General features: G+C 40.7%; 18 protein-coding genes. 14 read left to right on the forward strand and 4 right to left on the reverse strand.

Translation table 11 applies throughout. From position 1 onward, the window contains the following. Nucleotides 1-35: 35 nt before the first annotated feature. Entirely contained in the window at nucleotides 36-1,103 is a 1,068-nt protein-coding gene (locus BUA53_RS18335) for an App1 family protein (protein WP_217653030.1), read from the reverse strand. A gap of 24 nt (nucleotides 1,104-1,127) precedes the next feature. Here BUA53_RS18335 and BUA53_RS18340 point away from each other — a divergent pair, with 24 nt between their 5' ends. The 3 genes from BUA53_RS18340 (at nucleotide 1,128) to BUA53_RS18350 (ending at nucleotide 4,286) form a co-directional block, all read left to right on the forward strand. Beyond that, the gene (locus tag BUA53_RS18340; protein WP_072836852.1) at nucleotides 1,128-2,039 is read left to right on the forward strand and encodes a diacylglycerol/lipid kinase family protein; all 912 of its coding nucleotides are present in this window, start codon (nucleotides 1,128-1,130) and stop codon (nucleotides 2,037-2,039) included. 31 nt (nucleotides 2,040-2,070) lie between these two features. Beyond that, nucleotides 2,071-2,262, forward strand: coding sequence for a CsbD family protein (locus BUA53_RS18345; protein WP_072836853.1), 192 nt, complete (start codon nucleotides 2,071-2,073; stop codon nucleotides 2,260-2,262). 149 nt (nucleotides 2,263-2,411) lie between these two features. Next, a complete protein-coding gene (locus tag BUA53_RS18350) occupies nucleotides 2,412-4,286 on the forward strand; it encodes an ABC-F family ATP-binding cassette domain-containing protein (RefSeq protein ID WP_072836854.1) in 1,875 nt (624 codons plus the stop codon). A 357-nt stretch (nucleotides 4,287-4,643) separates the two neighbouring features. Here the strand turns inward: BUA53_RS18350 and BUA53_RS18355 are convergent, their stop codons facing one another. After that, nucleotides 4,644-6,833: a glutamine synthetase III family protein gene (locus tag BUA53_RS18355; protein ID WP_072836855.1), complete on the reverse strand. Its 2,190-nt coding sequence runs from the start codon at nucleotides 6,831-6,833 to the stop codon at nucleotides 4,644-4,646. 148 nt (nucleotides 6,834-6,981) lie between these two features. After that, nucleotides 6,982-8,271, reverse strand: coding sequence for a hypothetical protein (locus BUA53_RS18360; RefSeq protein ID WP_072836856.1), 1,290 nt, complete (start codon nucleotides 8,269-8,271; stop codon nucleotides 6,982-6,984). A 175-nt stretch (nucleotides 8,272-8,446) separates the two neighbouring features. Between BUA53_RS18360 and purL the strand changes: the two genes are divergently transcribed. The 4 genes from purL (at nucleotide 8,447) to BUA53_RS18380 (ending at nucleotide 15,373) form a co-directional block, all read left to right on the forward strand. Then, nucleotides 8,447-10,678 (forward strand): phosphoribosylformylglycinamidine synthase subunit PurL, encoded by a 2,232-nt coding sequence (gene purL, locus BUA53_RS18365; protein ID WP_072836857.1) that lies wholly within the window; start codon nucleotides 8,447-8,449, stop codon nucleotides 10,676-10,678. A 270-nt stretch (nucleotides 10,679-10,948) separates the two neighbouring features. Then, the gene (locus BUA53_RS18370) at nucleotides 10,949-12,598 is read left to right on the forward strand and encodes a CTP synthase (RefSeq protein ID WP_072836858.1); all 1,650 of its coding nucleotides are present in this window, start codon (nucleotides 10,949-10,951) and stop codon (nucleotides 12,596-12,598) included. Nucleotides 12,599-12,781: 183 nt separating this feature from the next. Next, a complete protein-coding gene (yidC, locus tag BUA53_RS18375) occupies nucleotides 12,782-14,611 on the forward strand; it encodes a membrane protein insertase YidC (protein WP_072836859.1) in 1,830 nt (609 codons plus the stop codon). Between the two features lie 102 nt (nucleotides 14,612-14,713). Next, on the forward strand, nucleotides 14,714-15,373 hold the full coding sequence (locus tag BUA53_RS18380; RefSeq protein WP_072836860.1) for a hypothetical protein: 660 nt from the start codon (nucleotides 14,714-14,716) through the stop codon (nucleotides 15,371-15,373). Nucleotides 15,374-15,404: 31 nt separating this feature from the next. Here BUA53_RS18380 and BUA53_RS18385 read toward each other — a convergent pair whose 3' ends face one another. Then, nucleotides 15,405-15,743 carry a hypothetical protein gene (locus BUA53_RS18385; RefSeq protein ID WP_072836861.1) on the reverse strand — a complete coding sequence of 113 codons (339 nt, stop codon included), beginning with the start codon at nucleotides 15,741-15,743 and terminating at the stop codon, nucleotides 15,405-15,407. A 147-nt stretch (nucleotides 15,744-15,890) separates the two neighbouring features. Between BUA53_RS18385 and BUA53_RS18390 the strand changes: the two genes are divergently transcribed. From BUA53_RS18390 to BUA53_RS18420, 7 genes are all read left to right on the forward strand, one after another. After that, nucleotides 15,891-17,306 carry a tetratricopeptide repeat protein gene (locus BUA53_RS18390; protein ID WP_072836862.1) on the forward strand — a complete coding sequence of 472 codons (1,416 nt, stop codon included), beginning with the start codon at nucleotides 15,891-15,893 and terminating at the stop codon, nucleotides 17,304-17,306. 63 nt (nucleotides 17,307-17,369) lie between these two features. Continuing rightward, entirely contained in the window at nucleotides 17,370-18,140 is a 771-nt protein-coding gene (locus BUA53_RS18395; RefSeq protein WP_072836863.1) for a phosphosulfolactate synthase, read from the forward strand. Next, nucleotides 18,140-18,877: a shikimate dehydrogenase family protein gene (locus tag BUA53_RS18400; protein WP_072836864.1), complete on the forward strand. Its 738-nt coding sequence runs from the start codon at nucleotides 18,140-18,142 to the stop codon at nucleotides 18,875-18,877. The genes BUA53_RS18395 and BUA53_RS18400 overlap by 1 nt, the downstream gene beginning before the upstream one ends. A gap of 887 nt (nucleotides 18,878-19,764) precedes the next feature. Next, entirely contained in the window at nucleotides 19,765-20,649 is an 885-nt protein-coding gene (locus BUA53_RS18405) for a tyrosine-type recombinase/integrase (protein WP_072836865.1), read from the forward strand. Continuing rightward, nucleotides 20,646-21,821, forward strand: a complete 1,176-nt coding sequence (locus tag BUA53_RS18410) for an IS91 family transposase (RefSeq protein WP_072836866.1) — start codon at nucleotides 20,646-20,648, stop codon at nucleotides 21,819-21,821. The genes BUA53_RS18405 and BUA53_RS18410 overlap by 4 nt, the downstream gene beginning before the upstream one ends. Before the next feature lie 369 nt (nucleotides 21,822-22,190). Then, nucleotides 22,191-22,979, forward strand: a complete 789-nt coding sequence (locus BUA53_RS18415; RefSeq protein WP_072836867.1) for a hypothetical protein — start codon at nucleotides 22,191-22,193, stop codon at nucleotides 22,977-22,979. A 271-nt stretch (nucleotides 22,980-23,250) separates the two neighbouring features. Further along, complete coding sequence (locus BUA53_RS18420; RefSeq protein ID WP_217653031.1) at nucleotides 23,251-23,817, forward strand: hypothetical protein; 567 nt, start codon at nucleotides 23,251-23,253, stop codon at nucleotides 23,815-23,817. Nucleotides 23,818-23,937 lie beyond the last annotated feature (120 nt).

Here is a 23,937-nt window from a genome sequence, read left to right on the forward strand (position 1 = left end):
GATGCTTAAAATAATATGCCATAAGTATTCATGGCTCAGTTGTCATGAAATTCTGCTGTAGCTTGTTTCTCAGATATCAGGCCGATCTTCCTGGAGTGCATGATAGCTTCTGAACTATGTTTAAAAAAACAACAGGACACCCCGGCCGCTTCAATTTTATAAAGCACATCTTTTACATTTTGTTGATTTTTTGCAGTAATGTCACGTATATAAACCGCATGTATCTGCCTGGGAAAATGATTGACTACAGCCTCATAGATATAAGGATCATGTTGCGAGCTGTCCCCAAGTAACACAAAACGTTGCCTGGGGAATGTTTCCAATATCCTGGCTATCCTGGTAAACTTGGTTTTATGATTATTCTGTCCTGTCTTTAATAACTGGCTGAATAATTTTAATTGATTTAATAGGAATACGCCTTTAGGCATCTGGTTTACAATAGTGAACTCAAGTATATAATCATAGAGGTTCCATTCGCTGCTGGATACAAAAAAGAAAGGATTTGGTGCATCCGGAACTGTATTACTGCAGGCTAAAAGCTGGTAGTGTTTTACTGCATCTTCAAAAGGTTGCCGGCTTCGGGCATTTTCTGTAAATAATACAAAAAGTCTTTTGCGCAAATTGCTGGAATGTGAAATAAGAAAAGTATCATCAATATCTGAAATAAAGCCATATTGGGTTTCATGAGGCACAAAAACAGTTCCCACAGCTTCTGCAATTGCCTCCTGGTGCTTCCAGGCTTTAATAACTACCCGGTTCCATCCACAGTGCAGTGGTGGCTTATCCTTCCAGTTGAAGCTGAAAAAGCCATCTGTTCCTGATTTACAATACAAGGTTTCGTTCCCCCACTCCAGTGTAACCTCAATACCAGCCATTGGTTTCACCACAAATAACCGAAGCAATGCAAGAGTATTATGAATGACGCTTTTCCTGTATTTTTTTCTGGGCAGGGGAGATAATTTAAAAACATGACCGTGAATCATCAATTGTTCACCCTGCCCATACCCATGGTAAACCTTAATAGTAGGTTGGTTGGTAAAGCCCATCCAATTCAATAAACGGGATATCCAACCTGAGGCGACTGGCTGGTCAGTTGTTTGCATAGTAAGTTTATCTATACAATAAGTATGCACAATCAACAGACATTGAAATTGTTATTTGTAATAAACCCTGTTTCTGGCGGAAAAGAAAAGAATGACTGGGAAACTTCCATACGTGATTACTTTAAAGACATCCCTCATATAGCTGAATTTTATCTTTTAACGGGTGGGAATGATAAAAGCTCCTTACAGCATTATATTCAAACCATAACCCCCGACAGGGTTGTAGCCGTAGGCGGTGATGGTACTGTAAAAATGGTTACTGAATTACTCAAAGAAACTTCTATTCCATTAGGTATTATACCGGCAGGTTCGGCTAATGGTATGGCAAAAGAACTCGCTATCCCCCTTGTTATTGAAGAAGCTATAAAAATAATAATGGAAGGTAAATGTGAAAAAGTGGATTGCATCAAGATCAATGAGGAGGAGATATGCATTCATGTAAGCGATATCGGGTTAAATGCAATGCTTGTAAAATATTTTGAAAAGTCTAAAAAAAGAGGAATGTGGGGTTATGGAAAAGCCATCTTTAAAGTGCTATGGGAAAAACAAAAGATGGCGGTAACCATAACAACGGATGAAGGAACTGTAAAAAGACAGGCTTATATGGTGGCACTGGCTAATGCACGTAAATATGGTACGGGTGCTAATATCAATCCTGATGGAAACGTTTCTGATGGAAAGTTCGAAATAATCATTGTCCGCAAATTGAATGTATTGGAGATTTTCAAGGCAATATTTACAGATCGCTCCTTTCGTCCTGAAAAAATTGAGGTATTCTCCACCACAAACCTTGAAATGGAAATTCACCGTAAAGCTTATTTCCAGGTTGATGGGGAGTATAAAGGCAAGGTAAAATCCATTAAAGCAAGGATACTTCCAGGTGTTATTAATGTTATGTTACCAGTTTTGGAAGAAGAAAAGGTAGCTGTGGCATAAAAATTTCTTTTAGTAAGAAAATTGAATAACTATGGATGAATTAGAATTAAGAGGCAAATGGCATGAGCTGAAAGGAAAAGCAAAGCAAGCTCATGGCGACCTTACTGATGATGATGTTAGATGGGAAGAAGGAAAGGACGAAGAATTTTTTGGCCGCATGCAGAATAAGCTTGGCAAGACTAAAGATGAAGTGATCAGCTGGATAAGGTCTTTAGGTCGTTAAAAGCATTAAGGTTTTCCCATCTGGGAAAACCTTTTTTCTTATTACTTTAAATTGGCAGGTATACATACCAGGCCTGGCAGACTATTATTGTTCCGCCTTTTAGTAAATCATTCTAAATACATTAATGCTCATGCCTTTACCTTTACAGCATGCATTATGTGTCCGCGGAGAATCTTGGCAAATCATATGGAATCAAGCCCCTTTTTGAAAATATTTCCTTCCATATATCAGAAGGCGATAAAATAGCCCTGGTAGCCAGGAACGGTTCTGGAAAATCTACATTATTAAAAATCATTTCAGGAATAGAAGTGCCGGATAATGGCAAAATCTGGGTCAACAAAAATGTTGATGTTGCATTCTTTGAGCAAGAGCCTAAATTAGTTGACAAAGCCACAGTGCTTGACAACATATTCCATGTTAGCCACCCGGTAATGACAGTAATCAAGGAATATGAGGTAGCCATTGAAACACATAATGACGACCTGATCAGCAGTTCACTTATCAAAATGGATGAACTGAATGCATGGGATTTTGAAGCCAAAGTAAAACAGATCCTCGGCAAGTTGAATATTCATAATCTTCAACAACAGGTTTCTACTTTAAGCGGTGGTCAAAGAAAAAGAATTGCACTGGCCAAAGTACTTATAGATATTGGTTTCGAACATAAACATGTGCTGCTGATCATGGATGAGCCAACTAACCATTTGGATGTAAGTATGGTTGAATGGCTTGAACATTACCTGAATAAAGAAAATGTCACGCTTCTGCTGGTAACACACGACCGCTATTTTCTCGATGCTATTTGCAATGAAGTTTGGGAGCTGTCAGATGGCACGCTCTATGAGCACGTTGGGAATTATGAAAACTACCTGGAAAAGAAGGCTATGCGGGAAGAAAGCGAAGCCGCAAGTGTTGATAAGGCAAGAAATCTTTACAGGAAAGAATTGGAATGGATGAGGAAGCAGCCCAAGGCAAGGACCACCAAATCAAAAAGCCGCATCGATGCTTTCTACGAAGTAGAGAAAAAGGCTAAACAGCAGCTACAGGAACAAGAGCTTCAACTGCAAAGCAAAATGAGCAGGCTGGGTGGCAAAACCGTGGAGATGAAAAAGGTGTACAAGAGTTATGGTGAAAAGGTGATCTTAAAAGGATTTGATTACACATTCAAGAAAGGAGAGAGGCTGGGAGTTGTTGGTAAAAATGGTGCTGGTAAGTCCACATTTATCAATATGATCCAGGGATTAGAGCCGCCAGATTCAGGTAAAATAAATGTGGGGGACACCGTTGTCTTTGGAAACTATTCCCAACAGGGATTGATAGTGAAAGAAGACATGAGGGTTATAGAATATGTTAAAGGAATAGCTGAAAATTTTCCCTTGGCCAATGGCGGATCACTAAGCGCAGCCCAGTTCCTTAACCTTTTTCTTTTTCCTCCTGAGCAGCAATATACTTATATCAGTAAATTAAGCGGTGGAGAAAGAAGACGGCTGCATCTATTAACTGTCCTGTTTAGAAATCCTAACTTTCTTATCCTGGATGAACCTACTAACGATCTTGACCTTCCAACCTTATCCGTTTTAGAGAACTATTTATTAGAATTCCAGGGATGCCTGATCATTGTTAGTCACGACAGGTATTTTATGGATCGCCTGGTTGATCACCTGTTTGTATTTGAAGGTGACGGAGAAATCAGGGATTTCCCGGGAAATTATTCACAACTAAGAGAATGGCAAAAATTGAAGGAGGAAGCCCCGGAAGTGCCCCAGGCCACTGTTGTAGTTAAGGAACCCGAGGTAGTTTTACCAAAGAAAAAGCTTAGTTATAAGGAACAAAGAGAGTTCGAACTCCTTGAAAATGAGCTTAAAACGCTTGAAAAAGAAAGGGCGACACTATATACTGAACTTTCAAACTCAAGCCTCCCTTACGATAAGTTGCAGGAAATATCTGCCAGGATCAATATAATTGGTAAAAGTATAGATGATAAAGAATTGAGGTGGCTTGAATTAAGTGATGCACAATCGTAGTTTTACGTATTTGATTTTCAAATTATTGTTTATACTTTTACTCCAGAATCCCTCCCTTTAAAAACACAGTAAAGACCAGCATCCAATATACTTGTTGAACCTCTTTTGAGTTAACACATAAAATTTTGCTGTGTATGAAAAAAATTTACTCCCTATTTCATGATGAAAAAGTTCAGGACACTTTAATCGTTGCAGTGGTATTAGCGATCATTATCACGCTATCCGTTGTATTCATTTAAGTTATTGTAGCTGGACTTTGAAAGCTTAATGCATCGCATTAAGAGAACTTGTTAGTTGCCAGACTATAAAAATTAAAAATCCCGCTGTGAGGCGGGATTTTTAATGTAGACTATTTTATTATCTTAAAAATACAAGTTCCCTGTATTTAGGTAAGTACCATTCTTTGTCATCTACCATCAGCTCAAGCTTGTCAACATGGTATCTCAGCTCATCAAAGAACTTCTCCTTGACATCTGTACAATAAGCCAGTGCTTTACCTCTGGTATCTGTAAGGTTATTAGCTTTTTTCCTGGCTTCGATCATGGCAACTGTTAGCTCGCTTACTTTATTGATATGCTCTGAGATCTTAGAAAGTATTTCAGTTCTTTGAGCGCAAGCAGCATCTCCAAGTCCTATATCTTTCAAACCTTTTACATTCTCAACCAGAATATTTTGGTAACGTACTGCAGCCGGAAGAACATGACTCGTTGATAGCTCGGCCATTAGCCTGCTTTCTATTTGTACTTTCTTGATATACTTTTCCAACTCAATCTCGTGACGTGCTTCCAGCTCAGGATGAGAATAGATATTATTATCAGAGAAAAGCTTCTTTGCTTTTTCAGTTACCATGGCATCCAGGGCAAGCGGCGTTGTTTTTACATTGGGCAATCCGCGGCGTTCTGCTTCTTTCTCCCATTCTGCGCTGTAGCCATCACCTTCAAACAATATTTTTTCACTGGCCACAATGTATTCCCTGATGGTATGCATGATGGCTATTTCTTTTTTCTCTCCTTTTTCAATCAGGCCATCTACATCCTTTTTAAATTTCTTCAGTGTGTCAGCCATTATCGTATTCAGCACAGTCATGGCATTCGCGCAGTTGGCTGATGATCCTACTGCCCTGAATTCAAATTTATTTCCTGTAAAAGCAAATGGGGAAGTGCGGTTCCTGTCCGTATTATCCATTAATAATTCCGGTATGCTGCGATGGATATCTATCTTCAGCATGCTTTCATCCGTCTCATCCATTTTTTCTGTTACCCTGGCTTTTACATCCTGTAAAACCTTGGTAAGATATTCACCTATAAATACGGAGATAATGGCAGGAGGTGCTTCATTGGCGCCAAGGCGAAAATCATTACTTGCTGAAGCAATAGAAGCCCTCAATAGATCTGAATAATCGTGTACAGCTTTAATGCTGTTAACAAAAAATGCCAGGAACATTAAATTGGTTTTGGGAGTTTTACCGGGAGCCAGCAGGTTAACACCTGTATCTGTTGCCATGCTCCAGTTATTGTGTTTTCCGCTTCCATTAATGCCTGCAAATGGCTTTTCATGCAAAAGCACTCTGAGTTTATGACGGGCAGCCACACGTGTCATAATATCCATCAATAGAGTATTATGATCTACTGCAAGATTTACTTCTTCAAATATTGGTGCACATTCAAACTGGGCGGGAGCCACTTCATTGTGACGGGTGCGAAGCGGAATACCCAATTTATAAGCTTCATTTTCATAATCCAGCATGAAGGCATAGATCCTTTCAGGAATGGAACCAAAATAATGGTCCTCCAGTTGTTGTCCTTTTGCAGGGTTATGTCCAAAAACTGTCCGGCCACAAAGTACCAGGTCTGGTCTTGCATTAAACAATCCTTCATCAACAATAAAATATTCCTGTTCCCATCCTAATGTTGGAGTTACGTGAGCTACATTCCTGTCAAAATAATTACATACATCTACAGCTGCATGGTTCAAAGCTTCTATAGCTTTTAGCAGCGGTGCTTTATAATCAAGTGACTCTCCTGTGTACGAAACAAATATGGTAGGTATACATAAAGTTTTACCATAGCCTGTATCCATGATGAAAGCAGGGGAAGAAGGATCCCATGCAGTATAGCCACGAGCCTCGAAAGTTGCACGCAAGCCTCCGCTGGGAAAAGAAGATGCATCCGGTTCCTGCTGAATAAGGGCATCACCCTCAAATTGCTCTATGGGAGTGCCATCACTCTTTAATGTAAAAAACGAATCATGCTTTTCGGCAGTGGTACCAGTTAATGGTTGAAACCAATGGGTAAAATGCGTTACTCCTTTTGTATCAGCCCAGGCCCTGATGCCATTGGCAATTTGCGCAGCCATTGAACGGTCAATTTTCTGGCCTGCCCTGATAGATCCTAATAAGCTTTTAAAAGCTTCATCACTTAAAAATTGCCTTGCCACCTGGTGGGTAAATACATTCTCCGCGAAAATGGCTGTGATCTTTGTTGAATTGCCCGGTTGCACGGTTTGCGAATTCAACAGGTTATTGAGTGCATTAAATCGAAGTGACATAGACTTTAATCTTTTGAGCAAAGAAATTAAAACCTATCCAATAATTTTAAAAATTTTAGTGAAATGTGAAGAAAAAGAGGATAACTATAAGGAAATCATTAAAAATTAACTCTAAACATTACAAAATTCAGCAGTAAATAATAAAAAATCAAACATTATTTTTATTGTTCATGTTACCTAGCGTTATCGTCCCAACCTTATCCCAATTTATCCTGGCCATAAGCGGCACTATCAAAAATGGTATAACAATACTTCGATACCTTACAATGGCCCCCAGCACATTTACGCTATAACCTATCATCATTAATACCGAAAAGGAAAAGAATAGGCAGAATAACAGAAAAGTATTCATTGGTATGCCGTTCCTCCTCCAGAATAGAAAAATCACAAACAGTAAAAGCACGGTGTTGATCTCTGCGGCGGCAGCAAGGGATAACAGGTGGTGAACATCCGAAGGAAACGGACGGATAGTACTTAATAAAAATGCCTGTGGCGCATTTACGATAAAGCTGGAAATGGTAGGTTCTAATGAATCAACCTGGATAGCAGAACCTCCTCCAAGGTTCATAAATTCTTTTTGTTTCACAGCCACAGCATCCAGGAAATCAAGCCTGGGATGAATGAACTTTCCACAAAAGAAGATCAGCAACGCTGCCAGGTAAATTACCCCGTAAACTTTAATGGGTTTCAGTTTATGTTTCAGCTTCTCACTGGCAACCCAGGCTAATACTGCTGTCAGCAGTGGGAGGATAAGGAAATTTCTAAATATCAACACAAGCAGGAATCCTAAAATGATCAGTAAAACCCGCTGTAAGGAAAAACGTTTCTCTTTAAAGCCAAAATATAAATGATAGCAGATCAGACCGAGACCTGTAAAGATCAACCCCTCTTTATGCAATCCACTGGTCCAGTAAATAAAAGAAGGTATTAAAAATGTGGCTATCAATACCGGTATCTTTCTTCTTGGGAAAATATCTTTCATAACCCTGTAAATGGCGATGGGTCCAAATAAGGTAATGAAGGAATAAAAGATCAGGTTGATATAATAATGTGCAAAACTGAAAACATTCCAGATAGCCATGATCTTGATAAGGAAGTTGGCTTTCAGGTCATTCCACCATGAATTGTGGCTTTGCAGGAAATTGGTATACCCGTTTTCGTAATTGCTTCGGAATAAACTGGCCACAAATTCTGCAGGGTCCGAGATCAATAAATGATATTCCTGAATACTTTCATAATGATAAGCCCATGTATCCACCATCTGCGCCATCTGGCCATAGTACACACCTATCCATCCATAGACTATACCCGCCATTACTTTTAATAAAAAAAGAATGATCAATTGCGAGGTCGTTAATCCGGATTTAGTGAAAAATTTGATCCTGGTGATCAGCCATGCGAAAAAAATAAGATAAGCAGCAAACAACAAATGATCCAACCCGTTTCAGTTTATTGGCGCAAAATACCAAAACTAGTCGATAACTGCCAACGATGGAAATTGCACTAACAGATATATCAATCAATTCAATACCATCATTAATCCTTTATGGCGATTAACGTGTTGGTATTTTAAACATTTTAGGCCTTAGCTTTGCGCCTTTCATTATACTATCATGGAAATCACTGCAAAAACAGCCCAGCAACTTCGCCTCACTGAAGAAGAATTCGAACTCATAAAAGAAAAGTTAGGTCGCACACCCAATTTTAATGAGCTCTGTGCATTTTCCGGGATGTGGAGTGAACATTGCAGTTATAAAAATTCCATCAAATGGCTAAAGACCTTACCAAGAGAAGGTTCGAGGATGTTGGTAAAGGCAGGTGAGGAAAATGCCGGATTGATGGATATTGGTGATGGTTACGGTGTAGTATTTAAAATTGAATCGCACAATCACCCTTCTGCCATAGAACCTTTCCAGGGAGCAGCCACAGGGGTGGGTGGTATTCACAGGGATATATTTACCATGGGTGCACGGCCTATTGCTGCTTTAAATTCCCTGCGCTTCGGTAACCTGGAAGAAGCCAAAACGCAACATCTTTTGGCGGGTGTGGTACATGGCATTGGCCATTATGGAAATTGTTTTGGTGTTCCTACTGTTGGCGGAGAGATTTATTTTGAAGATTGTTATCATACCAATCCACTAGTTAATGCCATGAGTGTGGGAATCGTTAAAGCAGGAAAAACAGTTTCCGCTACCGCTCTTGGCGAAGGTAACCCCGTGATGTATGTGGGGAGTGCTACAGGAAAGGATGGTATAGGTGGCGCTTCATTTGCTTCTGCAGACATTACTGCGGAAAGTACAGAAGAATTGCCCGCAGTGCAGGTGGGTGACCCCTTCCAGGAGAAGAAGTTACTGGAAGCATGTCTTGAGGTGATCGAAACCGGTGCTGTTGTAGGCATGCAGGATATGGGAGCGGCGGGCATCATTTGTTCCACTGCCGAAATGAGTGCTAAAGGTGAAGTGGGCATGCGCATAGATCTTGATAAAGTGCCTACCAGGCAACATCATATGAAGGCCTGGGAATTACTGTTAAGTGAAAGCCAGGAAAGGATGTTGCTGGTAGTGGAAAAAGGTAAGGAAGATGTAGTCAGGAAGGTATTTGATAAATGGGATTTGGAAAGTTCAGTAATAGGTGAAGTAACTACTGATGGACTATTAAGTTTTTATATCAATGGTGAGCTGGAAGCACAAATACCTGCACAGGAATTGGTTTTAGGAGGAGGTGCTCCCCAATACAACAGGGATTTCCGCAGGCCTGCCTACTTTGATAAAATTGAGAACTTCGATATCAATCAGATTGAAGAGCCTAAAAATTTGAAAGAGCTGGCAGCACAATTGGTACAATTGCCTTCCATTGCATCTAAAAGATGGATATATAATCAATACGACAGCATGGTGGGGACTGTTAATGCTTCCACCAATAATCCCAGTGATGCTGCCATTGTTCTTGTCCGTGAAACAGGAAAAGCACTGGCCGTGACAGTTGATTGCAATAGCCGCTATGTATATGCCGATCCTTATAAAGGTGCTATGATAGCTGTTTCGGAAGCTGCACGCAATATTGTTTGCAGTGGCGGTCAACCACTGGGTGTTACCAATTGCCTGAATTTTGGTAATCCCTTCGATCCGGAGGTCTATTACCAGTTTGTAAATGCCATTAAAGGAATGGGAGAGGCTTGCAGGAAATTTGATACCCCGGTTACTGGGGGTAATGTTAGTTTTTACAACCAGAACCCCGAAGGTCCTGTATATCCCACCCCAACAATTGGAATGGTTGGTTTGGTGGAACATCCTGGTAAAAAGATGACCCTCAATTTTAAAACCGAGGGAGATTCCATTTTTATTATCGGGCATATGAAGGATGATATAAACTGCTCAGAATACCTGCATAAATTAAAAGGAGTGGAATATTCCCCGGCTCCTTATTTTGACCTGGAGGAAGAATATGACCTGCAGCATAAGATATCAGAGCTTATAAAGGAAGGAGTTATTGAATCGGCACACGACCTGAGTGAGGGTGGCCTGTTCATTACACTGTGCGAAAGCGGGTTTACCAATGAGTTAGGCTTCACCGTTCGCACCCATAAAGATCTTCGCAAAGATGCCTTCCTGTTTGGGGAAAGCCAGAGCCGCGTGGTTGTATCTGTTTCCCCTGCGCATTTTGAGGCCTTCGAAAATACAATAAGGCACTTTCCTCACTATGAAATTGGTATAGTTTCTACCGGGAAGGTGGAGATAGACGGGGAAGAATGGGGAGATATCCACTATTGGAAGGAACTCTATGATGCTTCCATTGAAAAGCATTTATCTAAAGAAATTGAATCAGAAGCTTTAGGAATGCTCTAAAGATTTAAACACCCTTTATCCACAGGTTTGTTAAAAGCTTTTTCCCGCTTAAAAAATAGGCGTAGGTTTGCATGACCCCCCGGAATATTTTGACCATTCCGCACGGTCAATAGAGTAAGCACATTTACATTGATTTGAGATTGTAATCCGAAGGGATGCAATTTGCCTTTGGACAAAAGTCCTGGCCAGTAGGAAAACAATGTTGCTTATTTCTTATTCAACAAATATAATTTTCAAACTCCTGTTCAATAACAGGGCAAACCATTGATAATGGCTAAATATATTTTTGTTACAGGCGGAGTTACTTCTTCTTTAGGTAAGGGCATCATTGCAGCCTCACTTGCCAAACTATTACAGGCAAGAGGACTGCGGGTCACCATTCAAAAGTTTGACCCGTATATTAATGTAGATCCTGGTACATTGAACCCTTATGAGCATGGAGAATGTTTTGTAACTGAAGATGGCGCCGAAACAGACCTTGACCTTGGCCATTATGAAAGGTTTCTCAACATATTTACTTCCCAGGCAAACAATGTTACCACGGGCCGCATATACCAGACGGTTATTAATAAAGAACGTGAAGGTTCTTACCTCGGTAAAACCGTTCAGGTGATCCCGCATATCACCGACGAGATCAAAAGAAGAATGGTGCTACTGGGTCAGAAAAATGAATATGATATTGTTATTTCTGAAATTGGAGGTACAGTAGGCGATATTGAATCATTGCCCTACATAGAAGCTATCCGCCAATTGCAATGGGAGTTACCCGAAGAAGACCTGCTGGTAGTACACCTGACGCTTATTCCTTACCTGAAAGCCGCAAAAGAATTAAAGACAAAACCTACCCAGCACTCTGTGAAATTGCTGAGTGAAAGCGGCGTATTCCCCGATGTGCTTGTATGCCGAACAGAGGAACCGCTTACCATTGAATTAAAGAAAAAGATCGCTCTTTTCTGCAATGTAAAAACCGAGGCCGTAATAGAGGCGCCTGATGCCAATACCATTTATGAAGTGCCTTTGCTGATGATGAATGAGAAATTGGATCTCATTGTTTTAAAGAAGCTGAATATTTCAAATTACCACGAGCCTGAACTGGCAAGATGGAAGGAATTCCTTGATAAATTAAAATATCCCAAGGCAAGGATCACTATTGGCCTTATAGGGAAATATGTGGAGCTCCAGGATGCCTACAAGTCTATATTAGAATCTTTCGTGCATGCCGGTGCTATAAACGAATGTAAAGTGCAGGTTGTGCCCATCCATTCAGAGTTCATCACATGTGAAAATGTAGCCGAAAAACTGGCAAACCTGGATGGATTATTAGTAGCCCCAGGCTTTGGCCATAGGGGAGTAGAAGGAAAGATCACAGCTGTGAAATTTGCAAGAGAAACCGGTTTGCCCTTCTTTGGCATCTGCCTGGGAATGCAAATGGCAGTGATTGAATATGGACGTGACATTTTGGGGATCAAAAATGCCCAGTCCTCCGAAATGGACCCCCATGCTGCTGAACCGGTTATTGACATGATGGAGGAACAAAAGAAAATTACGGCCAAGGGTGGCACCATGCGCCTGGGATCATATCCATGCGAAATAAAAGAAGGTACCCTGGCTCATAAGATATATGGAACTACCTTGATCAATGAAAGGCACAGGCACCGCTATGAATTTAATAATAAATACCTCGATCAATATGAGCAAAATGGTATGATCGCAAGCGGTCGCAATCCTGAAACAGGGCTGGTAGAGATCATGGAAGTGGCCAATCACCCCTTCTTTATAGGATGCCAATACCACCCTGAACTAAAGAGTACAGTGGAAAACCCACACCCTCTTTTTGTTCACTTTGTTGGAGCTGCCAAAGCCTTTAATGAACAAAAGATCACCGCCAGGAACCCTTTATTACAGGGCGAAATGATTTGATCAGATACATACTTTTACATTACACGCACAGGTTTGAGCTTAACATAATATTTAAGTTCTCCTTGTGCCTTAATTCATCCGGCCAATTGAGAGTTCTGCCTATCTTTGCCGACTTTAATAAGGACAGGGATATGAAAGCCAGTCAGGCTTAAACATATCTGGTTCCAAATCATTTACTACAAGATGAATTTCGACCGTAATACCGTTATCGGTTTTGTTGTACTCGCTCTGTTGTTCTTTGGATATTTTTATTTCAATAATCAGCAACAGGTTGCTTATCAAAAGCAAAGGGCTAAGCAGGATTCTATAGCTAAAGCTAATCAGCCAAAGATCACTACTACACCGCAAAGAACTGACAGTCTTGGCACAGACTCAATACAACGTCCTGCCATTGCTGGCGATTTTGGTGCATATAGTACTGGTACTGAGCAAACAACAGTTGTTGAAAATGATGTTATCAAGGTAACTTTTTCCAATAAGGGCGGCCAGCCCAAAAGCGTGGAACTTAAAAATTTTAAGGCGCCCGATAGTAATAATGTTAAGCTGGCATCCAGCAGCTTTGATAAAATAGATTATACCATTATTCCGGCTCCTAATACAACTGCTTCCATCAGCAGTTTTTATTTCACAGGTGGGCAGGTTACCAAAAATGCTGATAATTCCACTGTGATCACCTATGAACTGCCTTCTGCAGGAAAAACCATCAGGCACCAGTTTATCTTAAAACCTGGTTACATGCTTGATTTCAACCTTGAGATCACAGGTGCGGACCAACTGCTTTCCAATAATACACTGAACCTCACATGGCAAAATAAGGCCATTCAATTACAGAAGGACCTCAAGTACGAAAGACAGCAATCACAGGTTAGCTATAGGGTAGATGGTGAATATGATCATAGTTCTGCCATGAGCAGTAATACAGAGGAGTTCAAAAAGCCGGTAAACTGGGTTTCTGTAAAGCAGCAATTCTTTAATACCACTTTGATCGCTAAAAACAACTTTACCTCGGGCAGTATAGACTGGACAGCCCCGGCCACCACAGATTCTAACACTGTAGTACAGGCAATTGCCAATTTAAAGGTGCACGTCCCTTCAGCTAATGCTTCTATTCCATTGTCAATTTATTATGGTCCTACGGATTATAAGATATTGAAGGCTTATGGCAATGATATGGAAGACATGGTGAACCTGGGTAGCGGCATATTTTCCTTTGTTAAATACATCAATCGTTGGGTTATTCTTCCTGTATTTGACTTCTTTACCAAATTTGCCCATAACTATGGTATCGTAATCCTTCTTCTGACACTTTTCATTCGTTTGTTAATATCACCCCTTACTTATTCCAGCTACCTCAGTGGTGCCAAAATGAAAGTGCTGCGCCCCGAGATAGAGCAACTGAAAGCAAAATATGGCAGCGACCAGCAGCAAATAAGCATGGAGCAAATGAAACTGTTCCGCGAGGCAGGCGTAAATCCATTGGGAGGATGTATTCCAGGATTGTTACAGGTACCTATATTCTTTGCCTTGTATAGTTTCTTTAATTCCAATGTGGCCCTGAGGGGTAAAAACTTCCTATGGGCAGATGACCTCTCGCAGTATGATAGTATCATACACTTTGGTTTTAATATGCCTCTATTAGGCAATCACCTTAGCCTGTTCACCATAACTGCTGTAGCTACCAGCTTTTTAATATCAATATATAGTATGAGCATGACCCCGGACCAGGGCAACCCGGTTCTGAAGTATATGCCTTACTTTTTCCCTATCGTATTATTATTTGTGTTCAATGGATTACCCTCAGGACTGACCTGGTATTATACTATTTCAAATATTATTACCCTTACGCTTCAATTTATAATTCAGAATTATATTATTGACCATGATAAAATTTTGGCTAAAATTGAAGTGAACCGCAAAAAGCCAAAGACAAAGACTAAATGGGCAGAACGGCTGGAGCAGATGCAGGAGCAGCAGAAAAAAATGCAGGATATGCAGAAAAAAAATAAGAACTAACTCTTACAACTTTAACAAATCCCGTCTTTTAACAAGACGGGATTTTTGTTTACGCAACTTATTAAGATATTTGACTCGTCTATAGAAGAACAATAAAGAATTATGAAACATTATAGCCTGGTTTTAGTTGCCCTACTGGTGATAGTCACACTGCCTTTAATGGCCCAGAAAAGGTTATCGGAAGGAACTATTTCCTATGATATAGTAATCAATACCGGCACAGATAAACCACAGGGCGCCGACTTCCTTGATGGAGCAACAAGCGCGGTATATATCAAGGGGCCTAAAACCCGCACCGAAATGGTGAGTCCTCTTGGTACTCAATCCACCATAATTGACGGAACAAAAAATACCATTGTCATTTTAAAGGAATATGGCGAGCAGAAATACCTTATCAACCTGAAACCCGAAGATTGGAAAGATGCCAATAAAAAGTATGAGGATGTAAGTTTTACTTACGATAATTCAGCTTCAAAAACCATTCTTGGTTATAAGGCCAGTAAAGCCATAGGCAAGCTGAAAGATGGTACAACATTCACCGTTTGGTACACAACAGACCTGTTGCCCGAGAACAAAGATTTTCAATACGCCAATAAAGATCTGCCAGGTCTTGCGCTAGAGTATGAAACCAACATGGGTAATTTGAAGGTCACCTATACTGTATCTAAAATTAGTTTCAGCCCTGTACCAGCCGCTAAATTCGATATTCCCAAATCCGGGTACAGAATGCTGACCTATAATGAAAGCAAGAAAGGCCTGTAATAAATAAAGATTAAATTAAAAGTATAGATAATTAAAGAGCAGGATTGAACTTGATCTTGCCAAGCATCACCTTCTTTTTCAAGGGAAGTACATACGTAGCATTGCCTTTTTGATAGGTTGCCACAGTATTCAGCATGATGAACTGCTTTTCTGGCGTTGAGCTGAATAAATTATTGCTCTTGTAATTGTACCCCGAACGAAGATTGAAATTCTTGGCGCTTGGAGTAAAAGGAGAAGTATTAGATAGCTTTTTGAATTTCTTACCGCCATCGCCTAAAGCTGCAAACGCTGCCAGTGAAGCAGTTATAAGCACAGCAGTAACCAGCTTTCTCTTTAAGATGTGTTTGCTTATTTTGGCGGTCAGGTTCATTCTGGCACAAAAGTAGTAAAAAATATTAACATTCTTTCAACCACAGGTTCCATTCTTTACATTTAGTTTAACGCACAGGGAAAGAAAATGTTGCAGAAAGTTGGTAGATTTTGTTTGAAAGAGTAATTTGTTATAGAAGAATAATACATGATCAGTGATCCATACCATGACCGTGAAAGTATTGATGAACTATTAAAGCATTATAATAACCTCCGTAATGGCGGGTCAGGCATATTCCTGGAAGAAGAGGCTTTTGAAAAGATCATCGACTATTATGATGAACAGGAAGAGATCAGTAAAGCCCTTGAAGCCGCTGAAACAGCTATTGAATATTTCCCTTTTTCTGCTCCCTTGCTCATTCGTAAGGCTGACCTGCTGTTAGCTACCCGAAAATACAGGGAGGCCCTGGAACTTTTGGAAAGGGCTGAACTTTTCGATGCCAGGGATATCAACCTCTATATTTTGAAGACCGATGCCTACCTGGCCATGGATAAACATGAACAGGCGGTGGAACTACTGGAAAAAGCAGTTGCATCCTTTGAAGGGGAGGAAAAGATAGAATTGCTTTTCGAACTCGCGGATGTATATGATGATTACGAAGAATTTGACAAGGTATTTGACTGCCTTAAAGTGATCCTCGAGGAAGATGCCACTAACGAAGAAGCGTTATACAAGATCTGTTTCTGGACAGACTTTACCGGCCGCAACGAGGAAAGCATCAAACTGCACAGGGCTATAATTGAAGAACACCCGTTCAGTGAGCTGGCCTGGTTCAACCTGGCTGCTGCTTACCAGGGGTTGAAATTGTATGAAAAATCAATAGATGCCTACCAGTATGCCCTGGCAATAGATGAAAAATTTGATTACGCTTACCGCAATATCGGTGATGCCTACCTGCGCCTGCGCAAATACAAGGAGGCCATTGAAGCTTTGGAAAAGGTGTTGGAACTATCCAAGCCCGAAGAGGTGATCTATGAGGCTATTGGCCATTGCTATGATCACCTGAAAAACTATGCACAGGCACGGTTTCATTACAGGAAAGCATCGCACCTCAATCCGGACGACAGTAAGCTCTATTACAAAATAGCCTGTACTTACTATAATGAAGGCCAGTATGGCAGCGCCATTAAACAATTGGAATCAGCACTCAAGATCCACCGCCTGCAGGCGGAATATAACCTCCTGATGGGAGAGTGTAAGCTGCAGATGAACGAGATCAAGGAAGCCGTCCAGTTTTTATCTACCGCGGTAAGAGTAAGGCCCAAAAATATTTCCGGCTGGGAAGCCCTGATCCGCTGCCTTTACACTGCCGAATTCTATACAGAGGCCAAACAACAGGCACAGGCCGCCCTTGGTCATACCAATAATAAGGCTGTATTCCTGTATTACCTGAGCGCCATTTTGTTTGCCATGAACAAGTCAAAAGAGGCTTTATTGTACCTGGAAAAGGCTTTATCCACTACCCCAAAGCATTTGAGGAAGTTCATTCAATTGAATCCATCTATATTACAAAATCCTCACGTAGTGGACCTTATAGCCCAATATAAAAAGGGCAGGAGATAATAATCAGCTACCGGTTTTGCAGACTTCCCTATTTTTGCGCCCAATATTTACAACCGCCGAATAATGAATTTTAATCTTTCCCAAATTCCAGATCGCTATCAAAAGCCAAGAACCGCCGGTATCACTATGGTAATGGACAAAGGCCTTAGTGTAGAAGAAGCCCGGAACTTTTTAAGTGTTTCCAACCCACACGTTGATATTATAAAACTCGGTTTCGGAACTTCTTTTGTTACCCCGAACCTGAGAGAAAAATTAGAAATATACCGTTCCCACGATATCCCTGTTTATTTTGGAGGTACACTTTTCGAAGCCTTCCTTATCCGCAACCAGTTTGATGACTATATAGAAGTGTGTAAGGATTTTGGTATCAGCTATATGGAAGTTAGTGATGGTTCTATCACCATTCCACATGCTGAGAAATGCGGCTACATTGAAAAACTGACCAAGCATGGCACCGTGTTAAGTGAGGTGGGTAGCAAAGATGCAGCTCATATCATTCCACCTTATAAGTGGATAGAATTGATGCGTGCAGAATTGAATGCAGGGGCCACTTATGTGATTGCAGAAGCCCGTGAAGCAGGAAATGTAGGTATCTACCGTGGCTCGGGTGAAGTGAGAGAAGGATTGGTGCAGGAAATATTAACGCAGATCCCTGGAGATAAAGTGATATGGGAAGCTCCTCAAAAAGCGCAGCAACTTTACTTTATTGAGCTCCTGGGTGCCAATGTAAACCTTGGAAATATTGCTCCCACAGAAGTGATACCCATGGAAACAATGCGTATAGGTTTAAGAGGTGACACATTCCATCTTTACCTGAATAAAGAAAATGCATAATGAGACGTTTTGGCCTCATAGGAAAAACGCTTTCGCATTCATTTTCTAAAAACTATTTTACCCAAAAGTTTGCAAGGGAACATATTGATAATTGCAGGTACGACCTCTTTGAGTTGCAAACCATAGAGGACCTACCTGCACTTTTATTGTCCAACCCTGGCCTTGAAGGCCTGAATGTTACCATTCCCTATAAACAGGAGGTGATCCCCTTTTTGGATGAAGCCTCCGATGTGGTAAAGGAGATAGGAGCCTGTAATTGTATTAAAATAGCAGGAGGTAAATTAAAAGGGTTTAATACGGATGTTGTGGGGTTTAAAAGATCCCTGGAAACCCATTTACAGCCTGGGCATGATAAAGCACTCATTTTGGGTTCAGGCGGAGCTGCCAGGGCCGTGCAATATGCTTTAAAGGAGCTGGGTATTGAATATAAGCTGGTTTCAAGGCGTAAGACAGGTGAAGGATTAGGATATGAGGATATAGGGGAGGAGATTTTGAAAAAATACAGCATTATCATTAATACAACCCCACTTGGTATGTACCCTAACGTTGATGATGCCCCGCCCATTCCTTACGAATATGTATCGTCCCGCCATTTACTCTTTGACCTTATCTACAACCCTGAAAAAACCAGGTTCCTTCAAAAAGGGGAAGAACAGGGTGCCCGCATAGCCAATGGTCATGACATGCTGATCCTCCAGGCCGAAGAAAGCTGGCGCATCTGGAACACTGAACCCTAAACATTCCCATAACACTTCCAGTAAATTTTCGCCCAGAACCTAAGTGACTGGTTATAAATTGTTTAATTACCCTTTACCATTCAATTTCCCTCATGATCCTTTTAAAAAAGGGCTTATTAGAATACCTCTTTCACATAACTCCATTGACTGAACTTTAATTTGACTGCCTGGAATGGGTCCATTTTGGCTTAATGAACTACCAATAATGAACTAGCCATTGTCGTGGCTATTTGCACTATACAACGTATCTCCTGGTGTCTTTTCCCGGTATTATACCATACATAAGCCATAGATGTCCCGAGGATATCCCGACTCTATAAGAGTCGGCTTATCGTCGGCTTATCCTCGGGATATCCTCGGGATATCTTCGGGATTTCCTGCGCTTTCCATGGACAGGGTGAGGGTAAATAAACAGTGAAGAGATAGGGTACCTGGGTTTGAGGGTTTATTTATTATTGGAGGGAATAAAATGGGTCTAACTTATAAGATTGAATATGGATTTGGTTCCCTGGATAATATTATGTTATCGGTTTTTCAAGCCACCTTATTTTAGGGTTGGGGAATTGAGCCTGCAAACCCTGCTTACTCAACAACCAGCCATTATTTGAATGCTGTCAAAGAGAAATTAGTTGTTATTGAAAGTCCACTGGATAGTCTTTGGAAGTAAGGTGGAATAGAATGGGAAGGATGATTGACGCAATGCGCAATAAAAATAGCGCAATGGAAAACTGTTGGAAGTCAGCAGGTTAAAAAAATATTATTTGCGTATAATTGCGTAAATGCTAACTGTTGAACCAACATCGCCTATAAGGGCGATGAGTTTTTAGAGTCTTTGTAACTTGTAGTATTCCTTCATTTTTAAACTACAAGATCATGGAAAAAAAACATTGAGTCCGCAGGCTCTTGCGGCCCTTGAAAAAACTTCTGAGTATTTATCTATCGGACAGTACAGTCCACTAACCATTCGTAATTACCTTTCAGAGCTTCGTTATCTTTTTGTTTATCACGGGAACGTTAGTCCAGGGGATTTTACAGAAGATATGTTACTGCAGTATTTGCTGTACCTGGCAAAGACGCTTGGATGCAGCAGGGCAAAGTGTAGAATGGCAGCCCAAAGCATTTCTTTTTACTTCCGGCATGTGCTCAGACGGCCTTACGTGATCCCTTCTCTTATCTATCCAAGACCAAGTAGTAAACTCCCTGCGGTAATGAGTGCCCAACAAATAAAGACACTCATTGATTCCATTAAAAACATTAAGCACCGCACTATTGTAATGCTTCTTTACAGTACTGGCATGCGTCTCAGTGAGATCGCTCATCTGAAGATAACTGATATAGACAGCCACAACATGCGCATAAAAGTGGTGCAGGGTAAGGGATCCAAGGATCGCTTCACTATATTATCCCAGGCAGTACTGCTGGAGCTCAGAGCCTATTACATTATTTATAAGCCGAAAGAATATTTATTTAATGGCACCAGAAAGGGTTGCCCTATGAGCATGCGTAATATCCAGCACCTGGTGCAAATATCTTTGGCAAAGGCAGGACTGGGCTCAAAACAGTTTACTGTGCACACCATCCGCCACAGCTTTGCCACACACCTGGTAGATAATGGAACAGATCTGCACACGGTAAAAGAACTGTTGGGCCACAGCGCCCTGCAGACCACCATGCGCTATTTACACTTGAGCCCTCAACGAAGGCAGCAGATAACAAACCCTTATGATGTACTACCTGGGAGGGAAGCTGGTAGTAATAAAAGGGGTAAATGACACATACAGTACCGCCTAAGGCCACACTACAGCAAGTACTGCAAAAGAAGCATGTATTGCAAGGAGAAGGGATGTTAAATGCAGATGTGCAAAAAGTGATGCAGCGAATAAGGATCTGCCGCACCCAGGCGCTTGGATATCACCTGTACCAGTGCCAGGACGATAAGTGCAGACACCTAAAATATCAATACCACAGTTGCAGAGACAGGCATTGCCCTAATTGTGGGGCCATTAAAAAGCAGCAGTGGATAGAAGCAAGAACACAGGAACTATTGCCGGTAAAATATTACCATGTGGTATTTACCCTGCCCCATGAGCTCAATAGTGTGGTAATGGGCCATCGCAGGGTCTTATATAAGCTTCTCATGGATGCAGCTGCCGGGACGCTACTTTGTTTTGCAAGGGATCCCAGGTACCTGGGAGCTACTGCTGGCATCGTCTCAGTACTCCATAATTGGGGACAGCAGCTTAGTTTTCATCCCCATGTGCACTGCATTGTAAGTGGTGGTGGTATCACAACAAACAATGAGTGGAAGCATGCAACAAAGAACCAATGGCGCTTCTTATTTCCGGTTAAAGCCATGAGCCAGGTTTACAAAGCAAAGTTCTTACAGGCGCTAAAGAAGTTGATTGACAGTGATGGGGTGAGGCTTATATGTGAGAGCGATGAAAAAGAACTATTGAACCTGTTGTATAATAAAGACTGGATTGTTTACGCGAAAGCTCCATTTGGAGGGCCACATGCAGTTATTGAATACCTTGGGCGCTACACCCACAAGGTGGCTATCAGCAACCACAGGATAGTGAGTATTAATGATCAGGAAAATACAGTGAGTTTTACCTATAAGGATTATGCTGACGGTGGCAAACAAAAACAAATGACATTGAGCAGTGCTGAATTTATCCGTCGTTTTCAGCAGCATATATTACCTAAGCGCTTTACCAAAATAAGGACATACGGGTACTTAAGTAACAGAAATCGTCACGGGCGTATTAATGAAGTGCTCACAAAAATGAAGCTTCCTTTACATAAAGGGCTGGTGAAAGTGCCGCTTGAGCTAACCCTGATAGAAAACTATGGCATAGACATAAGGCAGTGTCCTTGTTGTAAAAACAAAACGTTGCAACTGGTGCAGGTGTACAATCCCTGGAAAAAAGGAGATGATGGTTGACTGGTAATTGGAAGGGATGTAAATAAAAATAATTGGTAACGCTATAAGCCCTTTGCGTAACGATAAATCTATGCCCATGAGAGAATAAAATAGTATTGAAAACTGTAAATTAAGGAATCGGAATGCTATTTTTAAAGCATCAACTCTTCGCACTGCCAGTAAAACATAGCAAATGGAAGAAGTTGAAATTGAAACTTAATTTAACAACCAAGTAAATGATAAAGAAAGGTTGATACTTACTTCCCAATAAGCAAGCTTACGGCGAAGTCGGTCAACTCAAAAGTATACCACAATGCCCGCAACATTTTAAACATTGCGGGGTTTTATAAGGGGCATTGCGGATATCTGTTAGCAGCCACCTTAAATCCTATGTTCGGACTTTTCTCAAATAAGAATAACAATGTCTGTCCTCTTGACGAAGAAATGCGTTTGTGGATGGAGAATGCATTTTTATGGTTAGCAACACAATTTGGACAAGACACTATTCTTTCTAAAAAGGTCCTCATGCCGACACCAGAATATTTTCCAATTCGTTACGACGGCTCCCAGACATCACTAATCAAGACTGCCGAAATTATTGCAACACAAATGGATGTTAATCTTGATGATGTGAACTTGCAGACATATGATGAAAGCATAAAAGCGTTTGACGCTGGAATGGGTCATCAACTATTTACAGAAGTGGATAAGAACAGCAAAGAGAAACTTGCAGCAGGTCTGTACTTTGACAAAAACAAAAATGGGAAATACGACATCTTCATTGAACAACAAAACCTGTCGCAACCAGAGAAACTTGTTGCAACACTAGCTCATGAATTTGCGCACATAAAAATTTTAGGAGAAAAACGACTGGACTTCAACGACGAATTTCTGACCGACCTCACACCTGTTGTATTTGGAATTGGAATTTTTAATGCAAATGCTTCTTTCAGGTTCTTTCAAGGCTCTGACGGATGGGGGCATAATAGTGTCGGCTATCTAAAGCAAAAAGAGTGGGGCTATGCTTTAGCGTTGTATGCTTACTATAGAGAAGAAAAATCACCTGAATGGATAAAACATCTGGCAAAGAATATTCTGTCTGACTACAAGAAAAGCGAAGGATACATCTACGCAAAACAGGACAAGGTGTTCATCGAAGAATACAAAGGCGGCTGCTAACATGGTATTCATGCAATGGTGGCTGAAGTGCATGTTACCGGCTTTTGATTTTCAAATCAGCTAATTATCTTTAACCAAAACTGACGGAACAGGAAATGCCACCACTGCATAAATACACGTTCCGTTATATGCCACTTTGTGTAAACTTTAAACATTCTGCATCTTTTCTGATAAAATCCGGATGACAAAGACTCTAGTTAAGTTCTTAGTTTTAATAATAATTTTTGCTTCTTGCAAAGTGACAGAGACAAATTTTGTTGGCTCATACAGTATGGACAAAGTTCCTAAGACGACATTTACTTTTAATTCTGACAAAACCTTCAGCTTTACTAGAATAAATGCTAATCCTTATCTGCATCCTTTTGACCATCCGGACGAATATCATTTTACTACAAAAGGTAATTGGGGATTTGTAGACAAGAATATTGTAGAGATTGTAAGTCAAGTGGATACTGTAATTTATCCTTTAGTGACAATTGACAAAAGCAACCCGCAAAACGACAGTACTTCTAAATTTAATTTTATTGATGTTTATGGCGACAAAGTGAAAATTTTATATGTACAAAAAACTGACAGCTCTATTGTTGCCGCATTACACAGATCTATGGACTTCTTTAGTTGTAATCTTAAAAAGGAGGACACTCTCGAGTTTCACTTTTATGGTTACCTTCCTTATAAGTTTGTAGGTGGACAGCAAGAAAATTCTGACTATTTAATTACGCTAAGACCATATTTCAAGCCTAACTTTTTCTTCCGCAGACAATTCAAAGTGACTAAGAACAAAATTCGAGACATTAAAGTTGGCGTTGACTTTAAGCGAAAGAAAAGCGGTATATAACATTGGGTTTTATGCAAGTTGGGCAGGACATTGTTACATCAGCTATTTGAAAATCCAAGCTTTGGTTCGGTCAGACGAATAACAATCAACTTTTGTACATAAATTCAGCAAAATATTTTC

The sequence above is a fragment of the Flavisolibacter ginsengisoli DSM 18119 genome (genome assembly GCF_900129295.1).
Lineage (GTDB): Bacteria > Bacteroidota > Bacteroidia > Chitinophagales > Chitinophagaceae > Flavisolibacter > Flavisolibacter ginsengisoli.

Coding starts and splice junctions, on each gene's coding strand:
- BUA53_RS18335 (WP_217653030.1), bottom strand. CDS start 1,103: ATGCAAACAACTGACCAGCCAGTCGCCTCAGGTTGGATATCCCGTTTA.
- BUA53_RS18340 (WP_072836852.1), top strand. CDS start 1,128: ATGCACAATCAACAGACATTGAAATTGTTATTTGTAATAAACCCTGTT.
- BUA53_RS18345 (WP_072836853.1), top strand. CDS start 2,071: ATGGATGAATTAGAATTAAGAGGCAAATGGCATGAGCTGAAAGGAAAA.
- BUA53_RS18350 (WP_072836854.1), top strand. CDS start 2,412: ATGCATTATGTGTCCGCGGAGAATCTTGGCAAATCATATGGAATCAAG.
- BUA53_RS18355 (WP_072836855.1), bottom strand. CDS start 6,833: ATGTCACTTCGATTTAATGCACTCAATAACCTGTTGAATTCGCAAACC.
- purL (WP_072836857.1), top strand. CDS start 8,447: ATGGAAATCACTGCAAAAACAGCCCAGCAACTTCGCCTCACTGAAGAA.
- BUA53_RS18370 (WP_072836858.1), top strand. CDS start 10,949: ATGGCTAAATATATTTTTGTTACAGGCGGAGTTACTTCTTCTTTAGGT.
- yidC (WP_072836859.1), top strand. CDS start 12,782: ATGAATTTCGACCGTAATACCGTTATCGGTTTTGTTGTACTCGCTCTG.
- BUA53_RS18380 (WP_072836860.1), top strand. CDS start 14,714: ATGAAACATTATAGCCTGGTTTTAGTTGCCCTACTGGTGATAGTCACA.
- BUA53_RS18385 (WP_072836861.1), bottom strand. CDS start 15,743: ATGAACCTGACCGCCAAAATAAGCAAACACATCTTAAAGAGAAAGCTG.
- BUA53_RS18390 (WP_072836862.1), top strand. CDS start 15,891: ATGATCAGTGATCCATACCATGACCGTGAAAGTATTGATGAACTATTA.
- BUA53_RS18395 (WP_072836863.1), top strand. CDS start 17,370: ATGAATTTTAATCTTTCCCAAATTCCAGATCGCTATCAAAAGCCAAGA.
- BUA53_RS18400 (WP_072836864.1), top strand. CDS start 18,140: ATGAGACGTTTTGGCCTCATAGGAAAAACGCTTTCGCATTCATTTTCT.
- BUA53_RS18410 (WP_072836866.1), top strand. CDS start 20,646: ATGACACATACAGTACCGCCTAAGGCCACACTACAGCAAGTACTGCAA.
- BUA53_RS18415 (WP_072836867.1), top strand. CDS start 22,191: ATGTTCGGACTTTTCTCAAATAAGAATAACAATGTCTGTCCTCTTGAC.
- BUA53_RS18420 (WP_217653031.1), top strand. CDS start 23,251: ATGGACAAAGTTCCTAAGACGACATTTACTTTTAATTCTGACAAAACC.